Annotated in this window: 12 protein-coding genes; 6 read left to right on the top strand and 6 right to left on the bottom strand. The window is 50.4% G+C overall.

What is annotated here, in order from left to right:
* The first annotated feature begins 158 nt into the window (after window positions 1–158).
* Window positions 159–1,670, top strand: coding sequence for an exopolyphosphatase (ppx, locus tag EH243_RS17360; RefSeq protein ID WP_126159922.1), 1,512 nt, complete (start codon window positions 159–161; stop codon window positions 1,668–1,670).
* An 84-nt stretch (window positions 1,671–1,754) separates the two neighbouring features.
* Here ppx and EH243_RS17355 read toward each other — a convergent pair whose 3' ends face one another.
* The 4 genes from EH243_RS17355 to yrfG form a co-directional block, all read right to left on the bottom strand.
* On the bottom strand, window positions 1,755–3,302 hold the full coding sequence (locus EH243_RS17355) for a phosphoenolpyruvate carboxykinase (protein WP_126159921.1): 1,548 nt from the start codon (window positions 3,300–3,302) through the stop codon (window positions 1,755–1,757).
* Between the two features lie 243 nt (window positions 3,303–3,545).
* Window positions 3,546–4,418 (bottom strand): Hsp33 family molecular chaperone HslO, encoded by an 873-nt coding sequence (gene hslO, locus EH243_RS17350; protein ID WP_126159920.1) that lies wholly within the window; start codon window positions 4,416–4,418, stop codon window positions 3,546–3,548.
* 98 nt (window positions 4,419–4,516) lie between these two features.
* Complete coding sequence (hslR, locus tag EH243_RS17345; RefSeq protein WP_126159919.1) at window positions 4,517–4,927, bottom strand: ribosome-associated heat shock protein Hsp15; 411 nt, start codon at window positions 4,925–4,927, stop codon at window positions 4,517–4,519.
* Window positions 4,928–5,578 (bottom strand): GMP/IMP nucleotidase, encoded by a 651-nt coding sequence (gene yrfG, locus EH243_RS17340; RefSeq protein WP_126159918.1) that lies wholly within the window; start codon window positions 5,576–5,578, stop codon window positions 4,928–4,930.
* Between the two features lie 68 nt (window positions 5,579–5,646).
* On the opposite strand from yrfG, the gene nudE reads away from it, so the two are divergent.
* The gene (gene nudE / locus EH243_RS17335; RefSeq protein WP_126159917.1) at window positions 5,647–6,198 is read left to right on the top strand and encodes an ADP compounds hydrolase NudE; all 552 of its coding nucleotides are present in this window, start codon (window positions 5,647–5,649) and stop codon (window positions 6,196–6,198) included.
* Between the two features lie 116 nt (window positions 6,199–6,314).
* Here nudE and EH243_RS17330 read toward each other — a convergent pair whose 3' ends face one another.
* Entirely contained in the window at window positions 6,315–6,596 is a 282-nt protein-coding gene (locus EH243_RS17330; protein ID WP_126159916.1) for a hypothetical protein, read from the bottom strand.
* A gap of 298 nt (window positions 6,597–6,894) precedes the next feature.
* Here EH243_RS17330 and EH243_RS17325 point away from each other — a divergent pair, with 298 nt between their 5' ends.
* Window positions 6,895–7,479, top strand: coding sequence for a Fe-Mn family superoxide dismutase (locus EH243_RS17325; protein WP_126159915.1), 585 nt, complete (start codon window positions 6,895–6,897; stop codon window positions 7,477–7,479).
* A gap of 138 nt (window positions 7,480–7,617) precedes the next feature.
* A complete protein-coding gene (locus EH243_RS17320; RefSeq protein WP_126159914.1) occupies window positions 7,618–9,375 on the top strand; it encodes a histidine kinase in 1,758 nt (585 codons plus the stop codon).
* Here EH243_RS17320 and EH243_RS17315 read toward each other — a convergent pair.
* Entirely contained in the window at window positions 9,290–9,907 is a 618-nt protein-coding gene (locus EH243_RS17315; protein ID WP_126159913.1) for an arylesterase, read from the bottom strand. The two genes, EH243_RS17320 and EH243_RS17315, sit on opposite strands and share 86 nt — an antisense overlap.
* On the opposite strand from EH243_RS17315, the gene EH243_RS17310 reads away from it, so the two are divergent.
* Window positions 9,906–10,592: an ABC transporter ATP-binding protein gene (locus tag EH243_RS17310; RefSeq protein ID WP_126159912.1), complete on the top strand. Its 687-nt coding sequence runs from the start codon at window positions 9,906–9,908 to the stop codon at window positions 10,590–10,592. The genes EH243_RS17315 and EH243_RS17310 overlap by 2 nt on opposite strands.
* A 1-nt stretch (window position 10,593) precedes the next feature.
* Window positions 10,594–13,056: an ABC transporter permease gene (locus EH243_RS17305; protein ID WP_126159911.1), complete on the top strand. Its 2,463-nt coding sequence runs from the start codon at window positions 10,594–10,596 to the stop codon at window positions 13,054–13,056.
* The last annotated feature ends 5 nt before the right edge of the window (window positions 13,057–13,061 follow it).

Below are 13,061 nucleotides of genomic sequence, written 5' to 3'. Positions count from 1 at the left end.
TAGATACCGATCATACCACTGTCATTAAAGGATTGTGAATACTGCGAGAACCTCTGCTGATCTCCATATCGACATCAATAACAGAGTTTCTGGCGCTCTAATCAGTAACATATATCTGTTAAGATGGAGGCATTATCTTTTTTTTAAAGTGCATCCCTATGAATCAGGAAACTACTAGCCCCAATAATCAGTCACTTTTGGCGGCCATCGACCTAGGCTCGAACAGTTTTCATATCGTTGTCGCCAAGCTGGTTCAGGGCGAATTACAGCCGATCGATCTATTATCAGAGAAAGTACAGCTCGCCGCTGGCCTCGATGAAAACCGCATGCTCAGCTCTGAAGCGATACAGCGCGGCTTAGAGTGCATGCAGCGGTTTGCCCAGCGGGTACGGGACATACCGACTCAACAGATCAGAATCGTCGGCACCAACGCTCTACGGGAGGCCGTCAACAGTGATGATTTTATTATTGAAGCGGAAAAAATCATGGGCTGCTCGATTGAAATCATCGCCGGTATTGAGGAAGCCCGCCTCATCTATCTTGGCGTTTCGCACACCCTTGCTGACGATAACGACCGCCGCTTGATCATTGATATTGGCGGCGGCAGTACCGAATTTATTATTGGTGAACGCTTCGAACCGCTAGAGCTCGAAAGCCTTGAGATGGGCTGCGTCAGTTTCAATGGCCGCTATTTCCCTAATGGCGTGATCACCGAAAAAAACTTTCAGCTCGCTGTCTTTGGCGCACTACGTGAGCTGCTACATATTAAACGCACCTATCGACGTCTCGGCTGGGAAGACTGTGTCGGCTCATCCGGCACTATCAAGGCCGTTCGTAATGCCTGTATCACCCTAGGTTATTCAACCGATAAAGTCAGCGCCTCAGCACTGCAACAACTGAAGCAGAAGATCCTCAGCTATAACCATGTGGATGAGATCGAGATCGACGGTTTAAAAGAGGAGCGGCGCGCGGTATTCCCCGCAGGTGTTGCGATACTCTCTGCCGCATTTGAATCACTGGGCATCAAAGAGATCCACTTTTCAGATGGGGCTCTGCGTGAAGGGCTACTCTACGATATGACCGGGCGCCTGCGCCATGAAGATGTGCGAGAGCGTAGTATCAACGCCATGATGTTGCGCTATCGGGTCGATCAAGCGCAGGCTATGCGGGTCGAACAAACCGCATTAATCGCTTTAACCCAAGTGCGTGAAAGTTGGAACCTCGATAACAATGAGTATCATAATATGCTCAGCTGGGCGGCACGCTGCTGCGAAGCAGGCCTGACCATCGCCCGCAGCCAATACCACAAGCACAGCGCTTACTTGCTGCTAAACTCCGACCTTCCCGGCTTTACCAAGCGCCAGCAGATTCAACTGGCGGCTATCGTGCAGGGACATCGGCGGAAATTCCCTATCTCGACCCTAGAGCAACTACCACCACGGGAAGCGAAGCATTTTGGCCGTCTAACTATTTTGCTACGACTCGCCGTTATACTGAACCGCAGCCGTAGTCGTGAGCGCCTACCCTCGTTCCACCTAACCGCCGCAGATAACTCCCTATCCCTAAGCTTCCCTGATAACTGGCTTAACCATCAGCCACTCACTCAGGCCGATCTAGAGCAGGAAGCAGACTATCTTGCCAATGCCGGATACAGCTTTAAATTTAAGTAGCCCATCCTGTTAGCGCGAGTCACGCATTCGCCCAAACGCAAAAAAGGCTCCCGAGGGAGCCTTTTTTATGGATGATACGCTAACTTAGTCTTGCGGGCCTGCCGCAATGATCGTTTCAGCGACACCATCAAACTTCTCAAAGTTGCTGGTGAACTGGCTAATCAGATCTTTAGCCGTCGCATCGTAAGCATCTTTATCAGCCCAAGTATTACGAGGATTCAACAGCCCAGCATCAACACCCGGTACCGATGTCGGTACGGTCAGGTTGATACCGTCAAGATGTTCAGTCTCAACATCAACCAGATCACCATTCTGGATCGCTGCGATAATACCGCGCGTCGTTGGGATATTGAAACGTGAACCCGTACCAAAAGATCCACCCGTCCAACCGGTGTTAACCAGGTACACTTGGCTACCGAACTCTTCAACACGTTTAATCAGCAAGTCAGCGTATTCGCTAGCTGGACGTGGGAAGAAAGGAGCACCGAAGCAGGTAGAGAAGGTTGATCTAATACCTTCACCAGAACCCATTTCAGTCGAACCCACCAACGCGGTATAACCGGACAAGAAGTGGTATGCCGCTGCTTCTTTAGACAGGATAGACACAGGAGGCAGAACACCGGTCAGGTCACAGGTCAGGAAGACGATCGCTTTAGGCTCGCCACCTTTGTTCTCTGCGGTACGTTTTTCAACGTGCTCCAGAGGATACGCACAACGACCGTTTTGAGTCAGTGAGGTATCAGCGTAATCAGCAGTGCGCTCTTCGTTCAGCTTAACGTTTTCAACAATTGCGCCGAAACGGATAGCATCCCAGATAATAGGCTCATTCTTCTGGCTCAGATCGATAGTCTTAGCATAGCAACCGCCTTCAAGGTTGAAGACAACGCCTTTGCCCCAACCATGCTCGTCATCACCAATCAGATAACGCTCAGGGTCAGCAGACAGGGTTGTTTTACCAGTACCCGACAGACCAAAGAACAATGTAGTATCGCCATCTTCGCCGACGTTAGCCGAACAGTGCATTGGCAGTACATCTTTTTCAGGCAGCAGGAAGTTCTGTACAGAGAACATCCCTTTCTTCATTTCGCCCGCATAACGCATACCCGCCAGCAACACTTTACGCTTGGCAAAGTTGATGATCACGCAGCCATCGCTGTTAGTACCATCACGCTCTGGATCGCACTCGAAGTTAGCCGCATTGATAACCTGCCACTCTTCTTTCGACTTCGGATTGTACTCTTCAGGACGAATAAATAGGTTTTGACCAAACAGATTCTGCCATGCAGTTTCAGTTGTCATCAACACCGGCAGGTAATGATTAACGTCTGAACCGACATGAACATTGGCAACAAAGTGTTCGCGAGCAGCCAAATACTCTTCAACACGTACCCACAGAGCATCAAACTTATCTGCATCAAATGGACGGTTGATCGGACCCCAGTGGATTGCATCAGAGGTACTGGCTTCGTCAACGATATAGCGATCCATCGGAGAACGACCTGTACGCTTGCCGGTTTCAACAACCAACGCGCCTGAATCAGCGAGTATTCCTTCGCCACGCTGAATGGCTTTTTCAACTAGCTGAGCCGGGCTCAAATTGACGTGTACAGTGTTCACGGTTTCTTTGCTCATTGCTTGATTCCCTTGGCTTCTAGCCAAAAAAAGTAATTTACCTGAATAAAGTGGACTCGCCCCTACATCTTGTGAATTCCTGCCGGAAAACCAACGGGGTCGTTATTATAAGGAGGCGTATTATGTCAAAAAAGTACTCAAAACACCATTCGCCTAACTATTTATCAACGGCAAAACAAAAATGCTCAGTCACGCTTTACAAAAATAGCTGCCAACCTTAAGCAACTTAATGATTAAATTCTGTCAGTGAAGCTGATCAGAACCTTCTACCTTAGCGCTATCAGAAAACATCATGGCGATATCCGCCAGATCAAACTGATAAAGCTCATTACAAAATTGACAGCTCACATCTACACTGCCGTCTTCTCGAGCGATCTGCTCTAACTCTTCCCGCGACATCGCCCGCAGTGCATCAGAGGTTCGCTCACGAGAGCAGTCACATTTAAACTGTAACTTATCGGCCTCATAGAGCCGGCCATCTTCTTCATGGAATAGACGATGCAAAATCGTGGCGTTATCCAGTTCCAGCAACTCGGTATCGGTCAGGGTCGCGGAGAGGCTACTAAAATGCTCCCAGTCTGCGGTAGGATCGCCGCTAGCAGGCATAACCTGCAACAAAAACCCAGCCGCCCGATGCTCATCCGCCACTAGGTGGATCTGCGTCGGTAACTGTTCTGACAAGCGAAAATAAGCTTCGAGGCATTCACTTAAATGGGAGCCTTCCAGCGGCACAACCCCTTGATAGCGCTGCCCTTGATCGGGTTCAATAGTGATGACTAGCTGGCCGCCTTTCAATAGTTCACAAAACTCAGCCTGTTCCGGTAACTCGCCATCAAAACGGGCAATCGCCCGCAGGTCCCGCTGATGGTTACACTCAGCCATCATCATTTTTACCTGATTACTGCTTTGAGCCTGTAATAACAACCGACCATCAAATTTCAGCGTGGCGCTAAGCAGGCTGACCGCCGCCATCATTTCACCCAGCAGCACATTGATCAACTTTGGGTAGTGATGCTTTGCAATCGCTTGTTGATAACTCTGTTCGAGACCGGCCAAAACACTGCGGATATCCGCATGCTCAAATATGACCCGTTGAAGCTGATCAGAACTGCTCATGATATTCCTTGAAACCTATCTAAAAATGTCACTCATCGGGCGCTGTCGTAAGATTATCAGCCCAATAAAAAGCCAATATTAGCATAATCGCGATAAATCTAGCGATCCTTAAACTGGATAATCTTGCGCCGATCTTTCTTATTTGGGCGGTGATCTGGGGCGACATTGCCGCGCATCTCTTTGCGTAACGCCGCGCTATCTTCACGCGACTTTATGCTCTGTTCGGTTTCCTGATATAACAACTGAGCTTCAGGTGCACCGCGACGTTGATCAGAGATCGCCTCGATAATCACGGTTTTTTCATCCAACCCCTGACGAATGACCAGCTTAGCCCCCAGTTCGACGATGCGGCTACACTTAGCGCGCTGCCCCTGATAGTGGACTTTGCCCCCCTCGACAGCTTCTTTCGCCGCGCCTCGGGTTTTAAAAAAACGGGCGGCCCAGAGCCATTTATCTAAGCGAACTTTCTGTTCCTGAACATCTGATCGATTATGCGTCTGTTTATTCATCTATCGTTTCATCAACTCATCGAAATGGGTAATAGCACTAAAATCTGTAATGTCGCGACCAGCCTGCTGACTATCCGGCTGAATAATACTCAGCAGATAAGCGATGCCATATTGCCTAGCCGATGCGAGCACCGCCAAGCTGTCATCCACCAACAGCGTACGCGCGGGATCAAACGGCTCATCTTCCTGCAACCGATGCCAGAAGGCCTGCTGCTCTTTCGCTACCCGGTAATCATGGGAGCAGATAATACCATCAACCAACTGATCTAAGTCGGTCTCCTCCAGCTTAAGGGATAAGCTATCCCGGTGGGCATTGGTCACGATCACCCGCCGAATGCCTTCCGCCTGCAGATGCGCTAGAAAATCATGCACATGGGGTCGAAAGGCGATACGCTCACGAATTTCACGTTTCAGCCCTTTGATATCGACACCCAGCTCTTCGGACCAGTAATCCAAACAGTACCAATTCAGCGTGCCCTGTTCCTGCATAATACGCTTATGCAGCCACTGCTGGGCGACGTCATGATCCATACTATGCAGCTCGGCATAACGGACCGGAAGATGCTTCAGCCAGAAATAGGTATCAAAATGTAGATCCAGCAGGGTGCCATCCATATCGAGCAACACCGTATCAATATTTTTCCAATCCATATAAAAAGTCAAAGCTGCAGGTTAGTATTAGGTTAGATTTGTCACTGAATGACGAGGAATGATCCAGTATGCCTGTAAAACCGGATATTTTGAAGGTAACCGCCACCGCTAAAAGCCGTCTATTTCAAGTTGAAGAGATTGACCTACGCTTTTCCAATGGGGTTGAAAGAACTTATGAACGACTCGCCAGCCGAGGCCTTGGGGCAGTCATGATCGCCGCCATCGATGAGCAGCAGAACGTCTTACTGATTCAGGAGTATGCGGCTGGCATCGAGGATTATCTGCTGACGCTGCCTAAAGGCTTGATCGATCCCGGCGAAGATGCGCTGCAAGCCGCCAATCGCGAACTTAAAGAGGAAGCGGGATTCGGCGCCGAGCGGTTAGAAATCATTAAAGAGATGACGTCAGCGCCCAACTACATGGGCCACAAAATCACGGTGGTATTGGCCCAAGGCTTATACCCTTGCCGCTTACCCGGTGACGAACCCGAAGAGATGGAAGTGACACACTGGCCACTCGATCAACTGGATGAGCTCTTTAGTCGAGATGATTTTTCCGAAGGACGGGCGATTGCCGCACTCTATATGGTGAGAGATCAGCTACGTAAGGCGCAGGTATAAATACTGGCCCCATCGACCGAGTCATCGGCTAGCAACCATAAATAAACACAAGCCATTAACGACAAAGCCCTGAAGCGTTAACTTCAGGGCTTTTTTGTATCATCGCTGATAGTTTCCTAGGGCGCTTTGCACTGCCGCGCACCGACCCGCACTATCCCTTCTACCTTTTGCTTCATCGCCGGATCAGTAATCGACCCTGCCATAATCCGCTCGACGTCATTATCACTAAAATGCTTATGCACATAATCCGATAGGCAGCTACATTGCGCTTCAGTCGCCGTACCACCAGCCATACAGCCTTGCTTAAAGGGCTCCCACGTTGAGGATGTCAGATACTGCGTTTTAACGAAAAAAACCACTAACAGCACTGCAGAAATCCAGAGAAACACTTTACCCATAACCTATCAACACCTGTCTTGTTATCATTATTTGATTCATTGAAAGAGCCTTGATTCTAACAGTTCCGTAACATCTGTCAGATAACTTTAGTCTGATGCTGCCAACCAACCTGCCGATTCCAACGGCGTACCTAAGCATTAACAATGCGATGAAAACCTTGTATAAGGGTGCTATGATTCGGCTTCCACGGATCAACGACGCTTGAATTATTCTTATCAAGACCTTATATAAATACCCTGGTTTATATAACAATTTCACAATCTATGCTGATCCTGACACTATAAAAGGTAATTAACTATGAGCTTTGAACTGCCAGCACTGCCATTCGCCAAAGATGCACTGGAACCACACATCTCTGCCGAAACTCTCGACTACCATCACGGTAAACACCACAACACTTATGTGGTTAAACTGAACGGTCTGATCCCAGGTACTGAATACGAAACAAAATCTCTAGAAGAGATCATCAAGTCAGCTCCAGCTGGCGGCGTATTCAACAATGCCGCTCAGATCTGGAACCACACTTTCTACTGGAACTGCCTGTCACCAAACGGTGGCGGTGAGCCAACTGGCGCTATTGCTGATGCAATCAACGCTAAGTGGGGTTCTTTTGCTGCATTCCAAGAAGAACTTAACGACAAAGCGGTTAACAACTTCGGTTCTAGCTGGACTTGGTTAGTGAAAAACGCTGACGGTTCTATTGAAATCGTTAACACCAGCAATGCTGGCACGCCGATGACCAATGGCCAAACTGCACTGCTGACCGTTGATCTGTGGGAACACGCTTACTACATTGATTACCGCAATGTACGTCCTGACTACCTGAAAGGCTTCTGGGCTCTGGTCAACTGGGACTTTGTTAACCAAAACTTTGCTGGTTAATTCGTGAAATCTTAAAAGATATCGCTAAAAGGCACCTACTGGGTGTCTTTTTTTTGCGTCAGTTTTAGCATCCAGAGAAATAGACTACACTTAGCGGATGATACGGATTTCATCATATGGTCACGGAACCACGCCACTATGCAAAAAAGCTATTTCCCGCTTACCACCACGATTTGGTTCTTGCTGACCTTACTCATGTTGAGTATTAGCCTCGCCTCTGATTATGATCGACTGCAAAAAAAACTCAGCAATGATGCCCATTTTGTCTATTCATCTATCTATGAAAAAACCTATATCAATGAGGTTCTGTTACAGAACTTCACCGTATTAGTCTCCGCTGACCCTGAAAACGATGCGGTGATTCGCCGTTTTGCCAATGAGATGCGCAAACGATATCCACACATCGAAAGACTGCAGATTCAACACCAACTCCCCCCTTTAAGTATCAGCTACGGTGCATCCACCAACTACAACATAGACCCAACCAATACTGACTATAATGTCCGCTTCCCCGTGACCTTTGTCGAACCCCTAAATTCGGATACCCGTTATCTGCTCAATAAAGATCTACTAGCGGAGCCGCTTTTTGCTGAAACGATCCGTTTCGCCCGTCAATATCATCAGCCAGTGACATCTCCACCCTTCCCGCTGGACCATAACAAAAGCGGCTATGGGCTGTTTTTAGCCTTTTTTGAGCGTGATACCGAACAAACCCCCGAACACCTCTATATCGCTTCCTTGATTATCAATACGCAGGGCATGCTGCCAACCACCAGTTTTCTCTCTGAGCATGCCAGTATCAGCCTGATGAACGATCAAGGTGATATTATTGAGCAGTATGTTTCCACCGATAAAAAAACATTCTCATGGCTTCCGGTGCTGAAAGAGCAGCGCACCGTTAACCGCTTTGGGCAGTCATTTAAGCTAAGCCTCGTGCATCAAATCGGGCCGAAGGATATTAACCTCGGGATGCTACTCATACTGATATCCACCTCGCTCGCATTCTATTTTATGCTAACCGCCTATCTACGCCAGAAAGTGCAATCCGCCATAGAGCACTCCTCGGTCTATGAAACATTGGAGCATGAGCGTCAACAGCTGGAAAATCGCATCCATAAACGCACCGTAGAACTGAACGAACAGCTGACCGAAAATCGACGGCTCACCCATCAGGTACTGGCTGTTCAGGAACGGGAACGTCGCAATCTCGCCCGCGAACTACACGACGAGTTAGGCCAGTCGCTGACAGCGATTCGTACCGATGCCAAGATACTAAAACGCACCCACCCGGAAGAAAGCAGCCTCGTGAATCAAACTGCAGATTCCATTGATGCGATCGCCCAGAATATCTATGACGTCACCTACGGTATGATGCGCTCGCTGCGCCCCTCCGCACTGGATGATTTAGGTCTAGTTGATGCCATTCAGGAGTGCATCATCTCCAACCGTTTTACCGAGCACGGCATCACCCTGCATGCAGACTTTAGTGGCCCATTAAACGAGATGTCAGAAGATTACAATATCACCCTGTTCCGGCTGACTCAGGAGGCCTTTAGCAACATTATTAAATACGCCCATCAGGCACGTAATGTCTGGCTAGATATCCGCCGCACCAGCGAGGGCCAACGAAAGAATATCAGTGGTGATCGCTTAGAGTTGATGATCAGCGATGATGGCTGTGGTTTTGATATCAAAGCCGAAGCCTTTAAAAAGGGCTTCGGTCTGATCGGTATGCGCGAGCGAGTTAGAGCATTAGATGGTTACTTTCAGATCAGTAAAAACCATGACCAGGGCACAAGGATTATTGCCATTATTCCGCTGAAGATGGAGCCTGAAGCAGACCCTCTAGCACCGGCCACACCTGATCCAGCAGAGCCGGTTGAGCCGCTGCTTTAGGGTGTAGACCATCCGCCTGCATCAACTCGGGCTGCAACGCCACCGACGCCATAAAAAATGGCACCAACGGAATATCATGTTGCGCCGCGACTCGGCTAAACAGCGCGGTAAAGCCATCGCTATAACGGGGCCCATAATTCGGTGGAATACGCATCTCCATTAACAACACCGACGCCCCCGTCGCTTGTACCTGATTGACCAACTGGTTCAGGTTGTTTTCAATCACCTTCAACGGCGCACCCTGCAGTCCGTCATTAGCGCCCAACTCCAGTACCACCAATGTTGGCTTATACTGATCCAACGCGGCCGGCAGACGCGTAAGACCTCCGTGGGTGGTCTCGCCACTAATACTGGCATTCACCAGGCTATAGTCTGGGTGAGTCTGCGCTAAACGCTCCTCCAGCAGTGTGACCCAGCCCTGTTTAACAGGAATACCATAGGCCGCAGAAAGACTGTCACCCATCACTAAAATTGAACTACTCCATGCTAAGCTAGACAAAAGTAATAAGCCGATTCCAAATAGAGATGCCATGTTGACTCCTGAACCCCGTTCCGTTTTGATTGCCACCGATCTTGCTAAAACGTTTCCAGATGAACGTGGTGGACTGAATATTTTCAATCATATCAACATCCGCGCCGATGCGGGCGAAAGTGTTGCCATCATAGGCCCATCCGGTGCCGGAAAATCGACCCTACTGAGCATTTTAGCCGGGCTTGATGAGCCTAGCGAAGGCACCATTGAGTTACTCGGCCAACCACTGACCGGACTCGATGAGGCTTCCCGTGCGGAACTACGCGCCAATCATATCAGCTTTGTATTTCAGTCCTTTCAACTGTTACCGGAACTCAGCGCCCTCGACAATGTACAGCTAGCCCTAGAGATACAGGGCCATCCCAACCCAGCACAACAGGCGGGCTACTGGCTCGACCGTGTTGGGCTGAGTCATCGCCACCAGCATACCCCCGCCCGCTTATCCGGTGGAGAACAACAGCGGGTCGCGATCGCCCGTGCATTTGCTACCGAGCCAAGCCTACTATTTGCCGATGAACCCACCGGCAACCTCGATGAAAAAACCGGCACGGAAATCATTGAGCAACTATTTGAATTAAATCGCCAACTGAATACCACACTCATCTTGATCACTCACGACGCCTCTCTAGCGCAGCGCTGTCAACGACGGCTTTACCTGCATAACGGTACGCTGCAGGAGCAGTAAGATGAGATCACAACAACTGGTTCGCTTAGCCCTAAAACAAACCCGCTCCGATCTACGCACCTTTGAATGGCGGGCGTTACTCTTGGCCCTATTTCTCGCCACTGCCCTATCGGGTTTTCTCACCCTACTCGGTAATCAGTTAGAAAAAGGGCTTAGCCACCAAAGTGCAGCGATGCTGGGCGCAGATCTGAGCCTCAGTGACAGCCAGCCGATCGCCGAAGCGCTGCGTAAAGAAGCCGCGCAACGTGGTCTGCAATATACCGACGTGGTGCAGTTTTCCTCCATGGTCAGCACCGATGAGCAGATGCTACTGAGCTCCATCAGAGCCGTCGATGCCCCATACCCTCTGCGTGGCGAGATCATCACCGATCCACCTCAATCAACGCCGATCCCCGCACCAGGCACCGCCTGGGCCGAGCAATCCCTTTTAGAGCGTCTAGGTGTACAGGTAGGCGCGACCGTCGATCTCGGTTATGCAACATTCACCATCACTGCAGCAGTGCTCAGTTCGCCGGATCGTGGCACGGGCTTTCGCAGTTTCAGCCCGCAACTGCTGATCAACCATCAAGACCTTGCCGCCACGCGGGTGATCCAGCCCGGCAGCCGCATCGGCTATCGCACCCTATTTAGCGGCGCCGAAGCACCGGTGCGCGATTTCTATACCCAGCTGAATAGCGATCTGACCCCGCAGCAACGGCTTTGGTCGGTCTATGCGGATCAGCCATTGGCGGCCGGTGCACTGCAAAATGCATCCGGTTTTTTACGCATGACCTCACTCTTCGGTTTACTGCTGTGCGGTCTACTGATCACCTTGAGTCTGCGACGTTACAGCCATGCGCAATATCGTCGCAGCGCCCTACTGCAATGCCTTGGGTTAAGACCCCAACATGTGCTGCGCCTATACCTCTTCAAGCTAATGCTCGGCTGGGCGAGTGCCGCGCTCCTGGGGATACTCGCCAGCGGCTTAGCACTGCAACTAACCGGTTCGCTCCTGCAAACGATTCTGCCATCCGGCCTCCCCGCACCCGACTACCGGCTGCTAGTGATTGGCCCATTACTCAGCCTGACACTACTCATCCTGATCGGGTTTGCGCCGCTCATGGGTATCAGTCGAATTCCGGTCATGGGTCTGTTACGCCGGGATCAACTCAGCCACCAAGGGCTTAGCTGGCCCATTCGTCTGATTATTCTGGCGTTATCTGGCGTTGTGATCGCCCTCTATCTGGGCTCCATCATTAATGCACTTGCTGCGATCCTGCTCACGGTGGCGACGATTCTGGTGGCGGGCCTCTGCGCCAGCCTGATGCTACCGCCACTAGGGCGACTACTCGCCCGCCGTTTTCGACTCGGGCGCTTACTCAGTTACCGGTTGCGACAGCAGCGCCAATGGCATCGTATACAATTGGGGATTATGTGCCTGCTACTCACCCTATTCAGCAGCCTGCTACTCAGCCAAACGGAACTGGTTAATCGCTGGCGGGCGCAACTACCGGTTAATACGCCGAACCAGTTTGTGATCAACATCCAACCCTGGGAGCTGCAACCCCTTAGTCAATTTCTTACCGAGGCGGGCATCGATACCACGCTGTACCCTATGATTCGGGGGCGCATCACCCTGATCAATGATCAACCACCCGAGGCGGTCTTGAGTCCACAGCAGATGCAAAATAACGCGCTAAAAAGAGAACTCAACCTGAGCTGGTCCGCCACGGCACCGGCACATAATGAACTACTAGCGGGGGATTGGTGGGCCGAAGACAGCCAAGAGAGTTTGATCTCCATCGAGCAAGAACTCGCCACAAATTTAGGTTTAACCTTAGGGGATAAAATCGGTTTTGAAGTCGCAGGACAAGCCTTTAGCGCCACGATTAGCAGTATCCGCAAAGTAGAGTGGCGTTCGTTCCGGCCCAACTTCTACATGATATTCAGCCCTGGCGTGTTACAAAACTATCCACAGACCTATATCACCAGCTTCCGCTTAGGTGAAGAACATGCAGGGCTCAGCCGTGAGCTGCTACGGCAATTCCCGTCCCTCACGCTGATCGATGTCAGCCAATGGATTGAACAGGCCAGCACGCTGATCGACCGCTTGATTCAAGCATCGACCCTGATTCTTGGACTAACCCTCAGTGCCGGCTTAGTGTTGGTGCAATTACTGGTCTATCAAGAGCTGGAGCAACGCCGTCATGAAAATGCCTTGCTACAGGTGCTTGGCAGCACCCCCGCACAGACTCGGCAATTGGATATCTTAGAGTTTGCCCTGCTCGGCTTTGCTAGCGGCATGATGGCCGCGCTACTCACCGAGATAGTGACGGGGCTGATCAGTTCTCGGCTACTGGAGTTACCCGTCATTCTACACCCCAGCATCTGGATCTTACTGCCACTCGCAGGCACCGCACTGTTTACCCTCAGCACCCTGATCAGTCACCGTAAAAGTGGTTTCAGCCAGCTACAACGGCACTGATTTGG

The organism is Amphritea opalescens (assembly GCF_003957515.1).
Classification (GTDB): domain Bacteria; phylum Pseudomonadota; class Gammaproteobacteria; order Pseudomonadales; family Balneatricaceae; genus Amphritea; species Amphritea opalescens.
Note: the sequence above shows the minus strand (reverse complement) of the source record. Positions and strands in the feature narration are given on the sequence as shown.

Excerpts from the sequence above, each read along its gene's own strand:
- hslO (WP_126159920.1), bottom strand. The coding sequence starts at position 4,418 with ATGAGCAGTTCTGATCAGCTTCAACGGGTCATATTTGAGCATGCGGAT.
- EH243_RS17320 (WP_126159914.1), top strand. The coding sequence starts at position 7,618 with ATGCAAAAAAGCTATTTCCCGCTTACCACCACGATTTGGTTCTTGCTG.
- EH243_RS17315 (WP_126159913.1), bottom strand. The coding sequence starts at position 9,907 with ATGGCATCTCTATTTGGAATCGGCTTATTACTTTTGTCTAGCTTAGCA.
- hslR (WP_126159919.1), bottom strand. The coding sequence starts at position 4,927 with ATGAATAAACAGACGCATAATCGATCAGATGTTCAGGAACAGAAAGTT.
- EH243_RS17310 (WP_126159912.1), top strand. The coding sequence starts at position 9,906 with ATGTTGACTCCTGAACCCCGTTCCGTTTTGATTGCCACCGATCTTGCT.
- ppx (WP_126159922.1), top strand. The coding sequence starts at position 159 with ATGAATCAGGAAACTACTAGCCCCAATAATCAGTCACTTTTGGCGGCC.
- EH243_RS17355 (WP_126159921.1), bottom strand. The coding sequence starts at position 3,302 with ATGAGCAAAGAAACCGTGAACACTGTACACGTCAATTTGAGCCCGGCT.
- yrfG (WP_126159918.1), bottom strand. The coding sequence starts at position 5,578 with ATGGATTGGAAAAATATTGATACGGTGTTGCTCGATATGGATGGCACC.
- EH243_RS17330 (WP_126159916.1), bottom strand. The coding sequence starts at position 6,596 with ATGGGTAAAGTGTTTCTCTGGATTTCTGCAGTGCTGTTAGTGGTTTTT.
- EH243_RS17325 (WP_126159915.1), top strand. The coding sequence starts at position 6,895 with ATGAGCTTTGAACTGCCAGCACTGCCATTCGCCAAAGATGCACTGGAA.
- EH243_RS17305 (WP_126159911.1), top strand. The coding sequence starts at position 10,594 with ATGAGATCACAACAACTGGTTCGCTTAGCCCTAAAACAAACCCGCTCC.
- nudE (WP_126159917.1), top strand. The coding sequence starts at position 5,647 with ATGCCTGTAAAACCGGATATTTTGAAGGTAACCGCCACCGCTAAAAGC.